Here is a 14,108-nt window from a genome sequence, read left to right on the forward strand (position 1 = left end):
GGTTCGGCCGAGGCACTCATGAGATCGACACCTCGATCGACGAAAGGTCGGGCCAGAACATGTCCAGCACGCGGCGCAGGCCCGGCGGCGGCCGGCTGAGCGCGCGCCGGGCGCTGGACCCGGACCTCGTCCTCTACTCGGCGTTCTCGCACCGGGGCGTGCTCGGCGACCCGGCGGCGGTCTACCGCACGGCACACGAGATCGCGCCGCACCTGCGCGGGGTGTGGGTGGTGCGGGACGAGGAGGCGGCGGCCCTGCTGCCGCCGGACGTGGAGCACGTCCTCCTGGACTCTCCGCACTACCGCCGGGTGGCCGCGCGGGCCACGTACTTCGTCAACAACGTCAACTGGCCCGGCACGCTGCCCAAGCGTCCCGGCAGTGTCCACATCCACACCCACCAGGGCACCCCGCTCAAGTACATGGGCGCCGACCTGCTGGACAAGCCGGGTGCCCGGCTCGGCTTGGACGTGCCGCAGATGCTGCGCCGCGCCGACCGCTGGGACTACAGCCTGGTCGCCAACCCGCACTCCGAGCTGGTGTGGGAGCGGGCGTACCCGTGTCACTTCACCTCGCTGCGGACGGGCAGCCCGCGCAACGACGTCCTCGTGCGTGCCCGCCCGGACGACTCCGCGGCCGTCCGCGCCCGGCTCGGCGTCCCGGCCGGCCACCGGGTCGTGCTGTACGCGCCGACCCGCCGCGACTACCGGCGCGGCGGCCACGTCGACCGGATCGACCTGGCCCGGTTCGCCGAGGACCTGGGCCCCGGCCACACCCTGGTGGTACGCCTGCACCCCTCGCTCGCCGCCGGCCCGGCGCGCGGCCTGGGCCTGGCCGAGCTGCACCGGCGCGGTGTCCTGGTCGACGCGACCGGCGAACCGCACGTCGAGGACGTCCTGCTCGCCGCCGACGTCCTGGTCACCGACTACTCGGCCCTGATGTTCGACTACGCCCTGCTGGACCGGCCGATCGTCGTGCACGCCGACGACTGGGGCGCCTTCACGGCCAGCCGGGGCGCCTACTTCGACATCACCGCCGAGCCGCCGGGCCATGTCTCGCGCTCCTACCGGGAGCTGGCGTGGCTGTTCGCCTCCGGGACCTGGCGGGACGAGGAGTCGGCGCGTCTGCGGTCCGTCTTCCGGGAGCGGTTCGGCGCGTACGACGACGGACACGCCGCCGAACGGGTCGTACGGACGCTGCTGCTCGGCGAGGACGGGTGGGTGCCGGGACCGCCGGCGGCCACCGAGCCGCTGCCGGTGCTGTCCGCCGACCGTGACCTGCTGACCTCCTCGTGAGGCCGCGCACCTGGGTGCTGGCCCTGGCCGCGGTGTTCGCCGTGCTCCAGCTCGCGAACGTCTCCGGCCGGGACACCCCCGACAGCAAGAACTACCTGTCGTACGCCCTGAGTCTGCGCGGTGACAGCAAGCGGGAGGCGGCGTCCGCGACCATCGCCTACGCCTGCGCGGGCAAGGCGTCGATCGCGCACCGCCAGCAGAAGGTCGACGTGGTCCGCTTCCACGCGCCGAGCCCCACCCGGCGGGTGCGGGAGACGTGCCGGGCCGCTCAGTGGCGGGGCGTGGACGCGCGGCTGCGGGCGGGGCAGACGGGCGGACACACCGTGCCGTTCATGCCCGAGCGGTTCATGCGGATCTTCGAGGCGCGGCCCGGCTACCCGGTGTTCCTGGTGCCGTTCCTCACCGTGCTGGGCATGAAGTGGGGCGTGTGGGCGGCGGGTGTCGTGGTGACGGTGGCGGGCGGCGTGCTGGCCTTCCTGATCCTGCGCACGCTGTCCGTGCCGCTGCCGCTCGCGCTGACCGGCCAGGCGCTGTTCTACGTCCTGCCGTGCGGTGCGACCGCCATGCGGCCCATGACGGAGGGACTGCTGCTGGCGCTGACGCTGGCGGCGGTGTGGGGGTGCGCGCTGGTGCTGCACGGGCGGCGCGAACGGGCCGGTCTGTGGCTGGTGGGCGGCTCGCTGCTGGCCCTGTTCACGGTGAAGCACTCGCAGGCGCTGTTCCTCGGGCTCTGTCTGGCGGCGGCGGGCACGGTGATCGTGGTCCGGGGATGGCGGCGGGGCCGGGCGCCGGGGCGCGGGGTGGTCGCGCTCGGGGTGGTGGGCTGCTGCGGGCTGGTCGGGACGCTGCTGCTGGCCAGGGTGCTGCACTATCCGTCTGGGTCGGAGAGCCTCCAGGACCTGCTCACCGGGCACTTCGCCCGGCCCGACCGGGCCCGGCCGTGGCCGGAGTTCCTGCACCTCCAGGTCAACTTCTGGGGGGAGTGGCTGCGCCGGCAGCTGTGGGAGCCGCTGTTCCTGGCGGCGCTGGCGGCCGGGGCGTGGGGCGCGCTGCGGGGGCGGCGGGCGTTCGGCGGGTTCCTGCTGGCGGCCGCGTTCACCGGGGTCCTCACCCAGGCCGGGCATCCCGACATCAACATCTGGGGCGGCCGGCTGATCGTGCTGGCGTGGCTGCTGCCGGTGGTGGGGGTGCCGTTGCTGCTGGAGCGTCTCAGCCGCGGGCCGGTCCCGGTTCCGGCGCAGGGGCACGCCGATCGGGCTCACTCGATGAGGTGACGGGCCGCTCGACGGGGTGACGCCCGGCTAAGGCGTTGACGTCGGCGGGAACATACGGCCAATGCCTCAGCCCCTCCGTGTTCCCCCCGTCCGATGAGCGCCGGCGTTCTGGTCCGGCGGGCCACGCGCGGCGCGACGGCGCTGCGCGGCGGCCGCGCCTGGCGGCCCACCCCCTACCAGGTCTTCGGGTTCCTGTTCTGGCTGCTGATGTCGCTGGCCTACTGGCGGGTGCCGCTGTGCTGCGACGCCGGCCAGCACGCCGCGGTCGTCGAACGCCTGAAGGCCGACCTGCTCCGCCCGCGCCACCCGATGGCCGACCTGCCGGGCGCGGGCAGCCCTTACTACTCGCCGTACGCGGTCGCGCAGGGCGCGTTCGCCCGGCTGACCGGGCTGGGCGGCTGGGAGGTGGTGAAGCTCGCCGGACCGCTGAACCTGCTGGTCCTGCTGACCGGCATCGGCCGCTTCGTGCGCGTGCTGACGCCGAGACCGTGGGCGCCGGTGCTGGCACTGGCCGCCATGACGCTGCTGTGGGGGACCGAGCGGGCCTGGTGGAGCGGGTACCTCGGGCTGATGTCGATGACGGGGAACCTGGGGTATCCGTCGACGTTCGCCATCGGGCTGGCGTTCTGGGCGTGGGGGTGGACGGGGGCGCGGGCCCGGGGCGCGGTGCGCGGGGTGCGTTATGTGGGGCCGCGCGGGCTGGCGGGTGTGTCCGGGTACGCCGGGCTCGGCGCCCTGTACGGGCTGATCCTGCTGGTCCACCCGATCACGGCGGTGGCGGCGGTGCTGGGGGCGGTCGCGTTCGCGGCGGGGTGGCAGCGGGGCTGGTCCCCGGCCCTCCTCGGGCGCTGGGCGCTGACCGGCGGCACCGCCCTGCTGGTCGCCGTCTGCTGGCCGTACTTCGACGTGTTCGCGCTGGCCGGGAACGGCAGCGTGGACGCCATGCACCGGCGGCTGTACCGGGACCTCGGCGGGCACTTCTGGCTGGCGCTGCTGGGGCTGCCGGCGCTGTGGCTGCGGGCGAGGCGGGGTTCCCCGCGCGATCCGCTGGTGCTGATGTTCGCCCTCGACTGCCTGGTCGTGGGCTACGGCTGGGTCAGCGGGCACCACACGTACGGCCGGATCCTCGGGCTGACGCTGGTGCCGCTGCAGTTCGCGCTGGCGGTGGAGCTGGCGGCACCGCGGCCGTGGCCGGCGTGGCGGCGGGTGCTCGGAGCCGCCGCGGCGGCCGGGGCCTGCGTGGGCTTCCTCGCCGTGCAGGCGGGGGCGGTCGTCCCGCGCGCCCTGGACCCGGTCGGCTTCGCGCAGCCGCCGCGCTGGCCCACGTACGAGTGGGCCGCGCGGCACATCGGGCCCGGCGAGGTCGTGATCACCGACGGCTACTACTCCGTCCACGCGATCGCGGGCCACGGCCCGAACCTCGCCGCGCCCGCCTGGCCGGACCCGGCCCTGGACGAACGGGAGCGGCTGCGGCGGCTCGCCGACGTCCGCGCCTACCTCGCCCCGACGTCGACCCGCGCCGTACGCACCGCCGTCGCCCGCCGCTATCACGTGCGGTGGCTGCTGCTGACGCGCTGGCGCACCGTGCCCGAGGAGGCGGTGGTGGTGGCGTGGAGCGGGCGGACGGGGGAGGTGCTGGCGCGGGTCGGGTGAGGGGGCCGGGCCGCGGGGCCGGGGTCTGGCGGGCCGGGGACTACTCGATGACGAGGTCGACCTCGATGTTGCCGCGGGTGGCGTTGGAGTAGGGGCAGACCTGGTGGGCCTGCTCGACCAGCTTGCGGCCGGTCGCCTCGTCCAGGGTGTCGGGCAGCTCGACGCGGAGGGCGACCTGGAGGCCGAAGCCCTCGCCCTGCTTGCCTATGCCGACCTCGGCCGTCACGGCGGCCTCGCTGACGTCGACCTTGGCCTGGCGGCCGACGAGGGCGAGGGCGCTGCCGAAGCAGGCGGCGTACCCGGCGGCGAACAGCTGCTCCGGGTTGGTGCCCTGACCGTTGCCGCCCATCTCCACCGGGATGCCCAGCGCGAGGTCAAGGGTGCCGTCGGAGGAGACGGCACGGCCGTCTCGGCCGTGGGTGGCGGTGGCGACAGCGGTGTAGAGCGCGTCCATGGAAGATCCATCCCTCTTGAGTCACGGAGCGGCGGCCCGTTCCGGCCGCCCGACGACGACAAGTAGAGCACACAACTTAATTGTGCACAACTAAATGGCTCGCAAGAGCTATCCTGGAGACATGACCCCGACGCCGACCCCCGCCACCGACGAGAACTGGCTGCGCCTCGACTCCCAGATCTGCTTCTCCCTGCACGCGGCCTCCCGCGCCTTCAACGGCGTCTACCGGGTGATCCTCAAGGACCTGGGGCTGACCTACCCGCAGTACCTGGTGATGCTGGTGCTGTGGGAGCGGGGCGACCTGCCGGTCAAGACGCTCGGTGAACACCTGCGCCTGGACTCCGGCACGCTGTCGCCGCTGCTCAAGCGGCTGGAGACGGCCGGTCTGGTCCGGCGGGAGCGCAGCGTCCGGGACGAACGCTCGGTGGAGGTGCGGCTGACCGGGGAGGGCGCGGCGCTGCGCGAGCGCGCGGTGCGGGTCCCGCACCGGATCGTCGCCGCGACCGGGTTCGACCTCGACGAGATCCGCGAGCTGCGCGAACGCCTCGACCGGCTCACCTCGACGCTGGACGCGTCGGCGCCGGAGGAGACGCCGGAGTGCCGGTGAACTCTCGCGCCTGTGCCGGAACCAGGCTGAGCCGCCCGCTTCACCGCGGACGGAGACCGGAGCCCACCCGCTCCCTCACAGGCCACGGACGAGGAGACGGCCCCACATGACCTGGCTGATCACCGGCGGCGCCGGTTACATCGGGGCGCATGTCGTGCGCGCGATGACGGACGCGGGCGAACGGACGGTCGTGTACGACGACCTGTCCACCGGCATCGCCGACCGGGTCCCCGCGAGCGTACCGCTGGTGACCGGCTCGACCCTGGACGGCGAGCGCCTGGCGCGCACCCTCGCCGGCCACGCGGTCACCGGTGTCGTCCACCTGGCCGCGAAGAAGCAGGTGGGCGAGTCGGTGCAGCGCCCGCTGCACTACTACCGGGAGAACGTCGAGGGTCTGCGCGTCCTCCTGGACGCGGTGACCGCGGCGGGCGTGCGCTCGTTCGTGTTCTCCTCCTCCGCGGCGGTGTACGGCACGCCGGACGTGGAGCTGGTGACCGAGGAGACCCCGTGCGCGCCCGTCTCGCCGTACGGCGAGACGAAGCTGGCCGGCGAGTGGCTTCTCCGGGCCACCGGCCGGGCGACGGGCCTGGCCACGGCGTCCCTGCGCTACTTCAACGTGGCCGGCGCGGCGAGCCCCGCCCTCGCGGACACGGGCGTCTTCAACCTCGTCCCCATGGTCTTCGAGCGGCTGACCGGGAATCTGCCCCCGCGGGTGTTCGGCGACGACTACCCCACCCCGGACGGGACCTGCGTCCGGGACTACATCCACGTGGCCGACCTGGCCGAGGCCCATGTCGCCGCGGCCCGCGCCCTGAAGGCGTCCCCCGGCCGCGATCTCACCCTCAACATCGGACGGGGCGAAGGCGTGTCGGTCCGCGAGATGATCGACCGCGTCAACGCCGTCACGGGATACGACCGCCCTCCGACCGTCACCCCGCGCCGCCCCGGCGACCCGGCCCGTGTCGTCGCCTCCGCCGAGCGTGCCGCCGCCGAACTGGGCTGGAAGGCCAGGCACGGCATCCAGGACATGATCACGTCCGCCTGGGCGGGCTGGGTACGCCTGCACCCGGAAGCCGCCCGCGACTGACCCGCCCCGAGGCCGGCCCGCGCCCGGCCGGCCACCGCGCCGAGGCCCCTGTCAGCCGGGGCGCTCGGCGCGCTCGCGGCGCCCGGCCCGCTCACGGCGAGCGCGCCGCACCTCCTGCGCGAGCGTCCAGCCGGCGCTCAGGAAGACCACGGCTCCGGCCCCGACCCACAGCGCCGACGCCCCGGCCCGGTGGTCCCGCACCGCGAGCAGCAGAAGTCCCGCACTCACAAGGAACCCGAACACGGAGATCAGGGTGCCGATGTCGCCCGCGGCCCTGCGCACCCCGGGCGGCCTACGCATTGTTCAGGTACGTCAGCACCGCCAGCACCCGCCGATGCCCGCTGTCGCTCTGCTCCAGCCCCAGCTTCAGGAACACGTTGCCGATGTGCTTGTGGACCGCGCGCTCGGTCACGACCAGCGTCCGGGCGATGGTCGCGTTGTCGCGGCCCTCGGCCATCAGCTTCAGCACCTCCCGCTCTCGCGGGGTCAGCGAGTCCAGCGGAGTGTCCCGGCGGCGGGTGAGCAGCTCGGTCACCACCTCGGGGTCCAGCGCCGTACCGCCCGCCGCGACCCGCTCCAGCGCGTCGAGGAACTCGTCCACCCGCCCCACCCGGTCCTTCAGCAGATACCCGAGGCCGGCCGCACCCCCGCCCAGCAGCTCGGCGGCGTACGACTCCTCGACGTACTGCGACAGCACCAGCACCGGCAGCCCGGGAAGCTCCCTGCGCGCGGCGAGGGCGGCACGCAGCCCCTCGTCACGGAAGCCCGGGGGCATCCGGACGTCCAGTACGGCGACGTCGGGCCGGTGTTCCAGCAGCGCGGGCAGGACCTCGGGCCCGGTGCCGACGACGGCCACCACCTCGTGTCCGGCCGAGGCCAGCAGGAGGACGAGCCCCTCGCGCAGCAGGGCGTTGTCCTCGGCGATCACCACTCTCATGGGCCCCATGGTCCTACGGGCCCTTCAGGCAGGTGGCGGCGCGGTCCGCCTGGGCGTCACAGCGCCTTGACCGCCGCCGCGGTGGCCCGCGCCAGGGAGGCCAGATAGCCCTTCGGGAGCTTCGGGCTGCGGATCACCACCGAGCGCCAGTACAGCGGGCCCGAGACGAGGTCCAGGGCCAGGTTCTCGTCGAAGCCCCGGCGGATCTCGCCGCGCTGTGCCGCCGCCGCCACGATCTTGCTGGCGACGCCCTCCTGCCCCTCTTTCAGCGCCTTCTGCAGGGCCTCGGCGATCTCGGGGTTGCGGGCCGCCTCGGCCTGGAGGTCGGGGATGACCTGCGAGGCCACGGGGTGGCGCAGGGCACGGGAGGTCACCTCGTACAGCAGCCGCAGGTCGCCCTCCAGGGAACCGGTGTCCGGCACGGGCAGGCCCTGCACGGCGATCGCGGAGACCAGGTCGAGGACGAGGTGCAGCTTGGAGCGCCAGCGGCGGTACACCGCGGTCTTGCCGACGCCCGCGCGGCGCGCGATCCCCTCGATGGACATCCGCGCGTAGCCGACCGCCGCGAGCTCCTCGAAGACGGCCGCCCGGATGGCCTCCGTCACATCCTCCCGGAGCACGGCGGCCCCGGCGGGGGCCCGGCGGCGCGGACGCGGCTGCGGCTCGTCGGCGTTGCTCGTCATACCGACCAGCATAGGGCGTGAGGACGGAACGGTTGCGTTCCGACGTCGACTCGTCCTACTCTCGCGTTGCGACGATACGGTCCCGTCCCGACGTAAGAGAACGTGAAGAGAACCGTGAGGAAACGCCGGGCGACGGGCCCGCCGGCCACGCACGCACCAAGGCCCCACGCACCACACCACCCCCGAACGAAAGCAGCGGATGTGAGCCAAGTCCTCCACACACCGCCCCCGACATCGGCACCGGCGACGGCACCGCCCGCCGACGACCTCGCGGCGCTCGCCGCCCGCCACGGCCTCTCCGTCAGCGGCGCCCGCCCCTCCCTGCCCGAGTACGTCCGCGAGCTGTGGGCGCGACGCCACTTCATCACCGCCTTCTCGACCGCCAAGCTGACCTCCCAGTACAGCCAGGCCAAGCTGGGACAGGTGTGGCAGGTGATGACGCCGCTGTTGAACGCGGCCGTCTACTTCTTCATCTTCGGGGTGCTGCTCGGCACCAAGAAGGGGGTGCCGGACTACATCCCGTTCCTGGTCACGGGCGTGTTCATCTGGACGTTCACGCAGAGCTCGATCATGGCGGGCACCCGCGCGATCTCCGGCAACCTCGGCCTCGTGCGCGCCCTGCACTTCCCGCGGGCCGCGCTGCCGATCTCCTTCTGCCTCCAGCAGCTCCAGCAGCTGATGTTCTCGATGTCCGCGCTGGTGGTCATCCTGCTCTGCTTCGGCGTCCCGGTCGCCGCCTCCTGGCTGCTGGCGATCCCGGCGCTGGTGCTCCAGTTCACCTTCAACGCGGGCGTCTCGATGATCCTGGCGCGGCTGGGCGCGAAGACCCCCGACATCGCGCAGCTGATGCCGTTCGTGCTGCGCACCTGGATGTACGTCTCCGGCGTGATGTGGAGCATCGACCACCTGCTCAGCAAGCACGGCGACCTGCCCTCCTGGGTGGCACCCGTGCTTCAGGCCAACCCGGCGGCCGTCTACATCGACCTGATGCGGTTCGCGCTGATCGACAGCTTCACGGCCGGCCGGCTCCCGCAGCACGTGTGGCTGCTCGCGACGGGCTGGGCGCTGCTCGCCGGAGTCGGCGGGTTCATCTACTTCTGGAAGGCTGAGGAGACGTACGGCCGTGGCTGACAACACGCAGGACGCACCCGAGCAGGTCCCCACCGTCGTCGTCGACGGCGTCGACATCGTCTACCGGGTCAACGGCACCGGCGCGGGCCGCGGCTCCGCGACCGCCGCCCTCAACCGCATGCTGCGCCGCCGGCAGACCGAGAAGGCGGCCGGCGTGCGCACGGTGCACGCCGTGCGGAACGTGTCCTTCGTCGCGTACCGGGGCGAGGCGATCGGCCTGATCGGCACCAACGGCTCCGGCAAGTCCACGCTGCTCAAGGCGGTCGCGGGCCTGCTCCCGGTGGAGCGGGGCCACATCTACACCGACGGCCAGCCCTCCCTGCTCGGCGTGAACGCGGCCCTGATGAACGACCTGACCGGCGAGCGCAACGTGCACCTCGGCGGCCTCGCCATGGGCATGTCCCGCGAGCAGGTCAGGGAGCGCTACCAGGAGATCGTCGACTTCTCCGGCATCAACGAGAAGGGCGACTTCATCACGCTGCCGATGCGCACCTACTCCTCCGGCATGGCCGCCCGCCTGCGCTTCTCCATCGCCGCCGCCAAGGACCACGACGTCCTGCTCATCGACGAGGCCCTCGCGACGGGCGACCGTTCCTTCCAGAAGCGCTCCGAGGCCCGGATCCGCGAGCTGCGCAAGCACGCGGGCACGGTGTTCCTGGTCAGCCACAGCAACAAGTCGATCCGCGACACCTGCGACCGCGTGCTGTGGCTGGAGCGCGGCGAGCTGCGCATGGACGGGCCGACGGAGGAGGTGCTGGAGGCGTACGAGGCGTTCACCGGCGGCCCGGACAAGGCGAAGGCCAAGCCGAAACCCCAGCCGAAGGCCGCCGCCCCGAAGTCCGCCGCCTCGAAGCCCGTCCCGCAGACCCCGGCCTCACCCGACGGGACCAAAGTGCCGCTTCCCTCGTGAGGCGCAGCTCCGGCCGCCCTGTTCGTCGTATTGGTGCCATTATGACCGAACAGGGTGTGCCCGCAGTGCAGCCGCCGTAGGTGAAGGAGTCCCCGCGATGCCCGAGCTGAGCGTCATCGTCCACGGACCCGACACGCGGGGGCACCTGGCCGGACTCCTCGACTCCCTGGCGGCCGTACCGCCGCCGGGCGTCGAGGTGGTCGTGGCCGCGGTCGGCGACTGGGCCCGGGAGACGGCCGAGGCGCACGCGGCACCCGGGACGGTGGTGCTGCCCCTGCCGGACGGGACGGACGACGCCGCGGCGCGGGCGGCGGGGGCCGCGCGGGCCTCCGGCCGCTGGCTGCACTTCGTGCACGCCAAGGACGGCCTGCCCACGGGTGCCGCGCGGACGGTGGCCGAGCGCGTCGCGGACCTGCCGGACGCGGTGGACCTCCTGCTCTTCGACCACGTCCGCACCACCTGGGAGTCGGCCGCCCTCCCCGGCCCGGACGGCCGCCTCCTCGCCCGCGCGGGCCGCACCGACCTGACCCTCGACGACGCCCCGAGCCTCCTGCGGCTGACCCCGCTGCTCGGCAGCCGGGCGATACGCACCGCCTTCTGGCACACGCACGAGCGGCACCTCACCACCGACGACGAGCCGTTCGCCGCGCACGCCGCCCTCCTGCGCGCGGACCGGATCGCCTGCCTGAACCAGGTCGCGTACGAGGAACGCCGGCCGCGCCCCGAGAGCCTCCCGCCGCTCACCCCGCAGCAGCGCTACGCCCTCGTCGACCGCTACGAGCGGCTGCTCGCCGAGGCCGCGGACCGCCCCGCCGTCCACGCCGTCCTCTACGACCTCATGGTCCGCGACTGTCTGCGCGCCTTCGCCCGGACCGCCCTGCCGGACCCGGTGGCGCGGGAGTTCTTCCGCCGGGCCTCACAGGCGGCCGTCCGCCACCGCCCCGAGACCTACCGGCACCCCGCCGGACCCGAGGGCATCCGCCGCACGCTCCTCGAAGAAGGCGCGTACTCCCGGTACCGCGCGTTCCAGACCGCCAACCGGGCTCGCCGCGCCACGAGATCGGCGCTCAGGTCCGGCGCCCGCCGGATCGCCGCCGGCCTGCGCGACCACCGGTACCGCACGGCCCTGGGCCGCCCCGTCAACCCCGACCTGGCCGTCTTCGCGGCCTACTGGAACCGCGGGGTCGCCTGCAACCCGGCGGCGGTCGCGGTGAAGCTCGGCGAACTCGCCCCGCAGATCCACCCGGTGTGGGTCGTGTCGGCGGACCACGCGCCGCTGCTGCCGCCCGGCACGGACCACGTCGTCCCCGGCACCCGGCGCTACTGGGAGGTGCTGGCGAGCGCGAAGTACCTCGTCAACAACGTCAACTTCCCCGACACCGTGGTCAAACGCCCGGACGCGATCCACCTCCAGACCCACCACGGCACCCCGCTCAAGCGCATGGGCCTGGACCAGATGAGCTTCCCGGCCGCCGCGCAGGGCCTCGACTTCGCCGCCCTGCTGGCCCGCGTCGACAAGTGGGACTACAGCGTCTCCGCGAACCGCCACACCACGCGGATGTGGGAGCGGGCGTACCCGTCCCGCTTCGTCTCGCTCGACCACGGCTATCCGCGCAACGACATCTACTACCGGGCCGGAGCCGAGGACATCCGCACGGTCCGCGCCCGCCTCGGCATCCCCCCGGGCCACCGCGCGATCCTCTACGCCCCCACGCACCGCGACTACGAGGCCGGCTGGACTCCCCGTCTCGACCTCGCCGCCCTCGCCGACCGCCTGGGCGAGGAAACGGTCCTGCTGGTCCGCGCCCACTACTTCTACGGCGCCTCGGCGTCCCCCCTGGCGGGCCTGCGCCGCACCGGCCGGGTCATCGACGTGTCGCGGTACGACCCGGTCGAGGAACTCTGCCTGGCCGCCGACGTGCTGGTCACCGACTACTCGTCGATCATGTTCGACTACGCCAACCTGGACCGCCCGATCGTCATCCACGCCGACGACTGGGAGATCTACCGGGAGACCCGGGGCGTCTACTTCGACCTGCCGGCCGAACCGCCGGGCCAGGTCTCCCGCACCCAGGAGGACCTGACGGAGATCCTCACCACGGGCGCCTGGCGCGACGAGGGCGCGGCCAAGGCCCGGGCCGCGTTCCGGCGCCGCTTTTGCGAGTACGACGACGGACGCGCCGCCGAACGGGTCGTCCGCCGGGTCTTCCTCGGCGAGCCCGAGGAGCGGCTGCCGCCGGTGATCCCGGTCGGGGAACGGACGCCGGCGCCGAGCCCCGAGGAGGCCCGCGCATGAGCATCCCCGACGTGACGGTCACGGTGATCGTCCACAACGACGCCGCACGCCTGCCCCGCGCGGTGGCCTCCGTCCGCCGCCAGACCCACCCCGGCATCGAGATCGTCATCAGCGACGACCACTCCACGGACGACACCCCGGCGGTGGCACGGGAGCTGGCGGCCCAGGATCCCCGGATCCGCCTGCTGCGCCTGCCGGAGAACAGCGGCGGATGCAGCGCCCCGCGCAACCGCGCCCTGGAGATCTCCCGGGCGCCGTACCTGATGTTCCTGGACAGCGACGACGAACTCCCCGACAACGCGGTCGAGTTGCTGCTGGCCGCGCACCGCGAACGCGAGATCGACTTCGCGATGGGCGCGGTGCGGCGGATCCGCGAGGACACCGGCCGCCGCTCCACCTGGATGCCGCACCTGGTGTCCGGGCGCCGCACCCTCGACGGCATCGAGTCCGACCCCCGCCTCCTGTTCGAACACCTGGCGACGAGCAAGATGTACGCCCGCGCCTTCCTGGACCGCCACACCCTGCGCTTCCCCGAGGGCATCCACTACGAGGACCAGCTGTTCACGGCGCAGGCGTACTGCCTGGCGAAGTCGTTCACGATCATCCCCGACCCGGTCTACCTCTGGCACGTGGCTCCGCAGACGGATCCGGCGTCGGCGTCGATCTCCAACCAGCGCCACAAACTCAGCAACGTCCGCGACCGGGTCCACGTCCAGCGCCTGATCGACGACTTCCTGGCCGCCGCCGGCCACGAGTCGCTGCGCGAGGACAAGGACTACAAGTTCCTCAAGCACGACTTCCGCATCCACGCCGGTGACCTGCCGTACCGGGACGAGACCTGGCTGGCCTCCTTCGCCGACGTGATGAACCCGTACCTGGAGACGCTCGCACCGGCCGCGTACACCCGTCTCCCGCGCACCGAACGCGTGGTCCTCCAGCTGGTCCGCGACCGCCGCTTCGCCGAGGCCCAGCTGGCCGCCCGGGGTCTGGGGCACGCGGTCGCCCCGAGGCAGGTGACCACGGACGAGCAGGGCAGGACGTACTGGGGCGGCCGCGTCCCCACGTCCTCCCCCGCCCGCCACGAACTGGACGTCGGCGACCTGGACCTGGACACGCGCCCCTTCCCGAGCGCCCTGTTCCGCCACGAGATCGCGGACCTCACGCCGGGCCCGGGCGCCTCGGTCGACCTGGTCGTCCACACCTACGACCCCGGCCTGCGCCTGCCCGTGGGGCCGCACCACGCCGACCTCCTCCTGTCCCCCGGCCGCCGCCGTCTGACGGTCCCCTTCCGCCTCACCCCGGTCCGCCCCGGCCTCTACGAGGGCCACGTCCACCTGGACCTGGCGGCGGCCCCCCTCCCCCTTCACGGCTTCGAGGGCACCCGCCACCCCATGGTCCGCCTCCACCACCGGTCCCAGACCAACAGGGCCGTCCTCCTGGCCCCCCTGTCCTTCCCGCCCCGCACCGCCCAGGTCCCGCACCACCGCCTCACCCTGGAACCGGAGGGCCGCACCCCGGGCCGCCTCCAACTCCGCTGGCACCCCACAGGCGCCACAGCGAAACTCCTCCACCCGGCGGCCCGAAAACTCGCCCGCCCACGGGTACGGCGGGCGATGCGGTTGCTGAGGAGCGTGTGGAGGTAAACCCTGCCCTCATGACCCGCCGGCATCCATAGCCCGTCCGGCGCTTGAGGACGAGGCCGTCCAGGCCGAAGCGGGGCCCGGGGACGGCAGAGCCCCCGCCGGGGGCGAAGGGGCGGAGCCCCTGGGGACGGGACGGGACGG

The 14,108-nt window shown here is 73.5% G+C and carries 13 protein-coding genes; 9 read left to right on the forward strand and 4 right to left on the reverse strand.

Features of this window, described 5'->3' with window-relative positions:
• The 3 genes from ACWD0J_RS30535 to ACWD0J_RS30545 form a co-directional block, all read left to right on the forward strand.
• A partial coding sequence (locus ACWD0J_RS30535) for a CDP-glycerol glycerophosphotransferase family protein (protein ID WP_451499072.1) occupies positions 1 to 1,292 on the forward strand: 1,292 nt, incomplete at its 5' end.
• Entirely contained in the window at positions 1,289 to 2,566 is a 1,278-nt protein-coding gene (locus ACWD0J_RS30540) for a hypothetical protein (RefSeq protein ID WP_451499073.1), read from the forward strand. The genes ACWD0J_RS30535 and ACWD0J_RS30540, both read left to right, overlap by 4 nt.
• A gap of 93 nt (positions 2,567 to 2,659) precedes the next feature.
• Entirely contained in the window at positions 2,660 to 4,219 is a 1,560-nt protein-coding gene (locus ACWD0J_RS30545) for a hypothetical protein (RefSeq protein WP_451499074.1), read from the forward strand.
• Positions 4,220 to 4,259: 40 nt separating this feature from the next.
• On the opposite strand, the gene ACWD0J_RS30550 is transcribed toward ACWD0J_RS30545, so the two are convergent.
• Positions 4,260 to 4,673 carry an organic hydroperoxide resistance protein gene (locus ACWD0J_RS30550; protein WP_451499075.1) on the reverse strand — a complete coding sequence of 138 codons (414 nt, stop codon included), beginning with the start codon at positions 4,671 to 4,673 and terminating at the stop codon, positions 4,260 to 4,262.
• A 121-nt stretch (positions 4,674 to 4,794) separates the two neighbouring features.
• Between ACWD0J_RS30550 and ACWD0J_RS30555 the strand changes: the two genes are divergently transcribed.
• Together ACWD0J_RS30555 and galE are read left to right on the forward strand one after the other, a co-directional pair.
• Positions 4,795 to 5,280 (forward strand): MarR family winged helix-turn-helix transcriptional regulator, encoded by a 486-nt coding sequence (locus ACWD0J_RS30555; protein WP_451499076.1) that lies wholly within the window; start codon positions 4,795 to 4,797, stop codon positions 5,278 to 5,280.
• A 106-nt stretch (positions 5,281 to 5,386) separates the two neighbouring features.
• Entirely contained in the window at positions 5,387 to 6,367 is a 981-nt protein-coding gene (gene galE / locus ACWD0J_RS30560) for a UDP-glucose 4-epimerase GalE (protein WP_451499077.1), read from the forward strand.
• 51 nt (positions 6,368 to 6,418) lie between these two features.
• Here galE and ACWD0J_RS30565 read toward each other — a convergent pair whose 3' ends face one another.
• From ACWD0J_RS30565 to ACWD0J_RS30575, 3 genes are read right to left on the reverse strand one after another with little or no spacing between them, the layout of a single operon-like run.
• Positions 6,419 to 6,649, reverse strand: a complete 231-nt coding sequence (locus ACWD0J_RS30565) for a hypothetical protein (RefSeq protein WP_451499078.1) — start codon at positions 6,647 to 6,649, stop codon at positions 6,419 to 6,421.
• A 10-nt stretch (positions 6,650 to 6,659) separates the two neighbouring features.
• On the reverse strand, positions 6,660 to 7,304 hold the full coding sequence (locus tag ACWD0J_RS30570) for a LuxR C-terminal-related transcriptional regulator (protein ID WP_451499079.1): 645 nt from the start codon (positions 7,302 to 7,304) through the stop codon (positions 6,660 to 6,662).
• 56 nt (positions 7,305 to 7,360) lie between these two features.
• Positions 7,361 to 7,999 carry a TetR/AcrR family transcriptional regulator gene (locus ACWD0J_RS30575; protein WP_451499080.1) on the reverse strand — a complete coding sequence of 213 codons (639 nt, stop codon included), beginning with the start codon at positions 7,997 to 7,999 and terminating at the stop codon, positions 7,361 to 7,363.
• 189 nt (positions 8,000 to 8,188) lie between these two features.
• On the opposite strand from ACWD0J_RS30575, the gene ACWD0J_RS30580 reads away from it, so the two are divergent.
• From ACWD0J_RS30580 to ACWD0J_RS30595, 4 genes are all read left to right on the forward strand, one after another.
• Positions 8,189 to 9,118, forward strand: coding sequence for an ABC transporter permease (locus ACWD0J_RS30580; RefSeq protein ID WP_451499081.1), 930 nt, complete (start codon positions 8,189 to 8,191; stop codon positions 9,116 to 9,118).
• Entirely contained in the window at positions 9,111 to 10,028 is a 918-nt protein-coding gene (locus tag ACWD0J_RS30585; RefSeq protein WP_451499082.1) for an ABC transporter ATP-binding protein, read from the forward strand. Before ACWD0J_RS30580 ends, ACWD0J_RS30585 begins: the two co-directional genes overlap by 8 nt.
• A gap of 97 nt (positions 10,029 to 10,125) precedes the next feature.
• A complete protein-coding gene (locus ACWD0J_RS30590) occupies positions 10,126 to 12,324 on the forward strand; it encodes a CDP-glycerol glycerophosphotransferase family protein (protein WP_451499083.1) in 2,199 nt (732 codons plus the stop codon).
• Positions 12,321 to 13,967: a glycosyltransferase family 2 protein gene (locus ACWD0J_RS30595; protein ID WP_451499084.1), complete on the forward strand. Its 1,647-nt coding sequence runs from the start codon at positions 12,321 to 12,323 to the stop codon at positions 13,965 to 13,967. Before ACWD0J_RS30590 ends, ACWD0J_RS30595 begins: the two co-directional genes overlap by 4 nt.
• Positions 13,968 to 14,108 lie beyond the last annotated feature (141 nt).

The sequence above is a fragment of the Streptomyces sp. NPDC003011 genome (assembly GCF_053591515.1).

Excerpts from the sequence above, each read along its gene's own strand:
- ACWD0J_RS30575 (WP_451499080.1), bottom strand. The coding sequence starts at position 7,999 with ATGCTGGTCGGTATGACGAGCAACGCCGACGAGCCGCAGCCGCGTCCG.
- ACWD0J_RS30555 (WP_451499076.1), top strand. The coding sequence starts at position 4,795 with ATGACCCCGACGCCGACCCCCGCCACCGACGAGAACTGGCTGCGCCTC.
- ACWD0J_RS30545 (WP_451499074.1), top strand. The coding sequence starts at position 2,660 with ATGAGCGCCGGCGTTCTGGTCCGGCGGGCCACGCGCGGCGCGACGGCG.
- galE (WP_451499077.1), top strand. The coding sequence starts at position 5,387 with ATGACCTGGCTGATCACCGGCGGCGCCGGTTACATCGGGGCGCATGTC.
- ACWD0J_RS30550 (WP_451499075.1), bottom strand. The coding sequence starts at position 4,673 with ATGGACGCGCTCTACACCGCTGTCGCCACCGCCACCCACGGCCGAGAC.
- ACWD0J_RS30595 (WP_451499084.1), top strand. The coding sequence starts at position 12,321 with ATGAGCATCCCCGACGTGACGGTCACGGTGATCGTCCACAACGACGCC.
- ACWD0J_RS30570 (WP_451499079.1), bottom strand. The coding sequence starts at position 7,304 with ATGAGAGTGGTGATCGCCGAGGACAACGCCCTGCTGCGCGAGGGGCTC.
- ACWD0J_RS30590 (WP_451499083.1), top strand. The coding sequence starts at position 10,126 with ATGCCCGAGCTGAGCGTCATCGTCCACGGACCCGACACGCGGGGGCAC.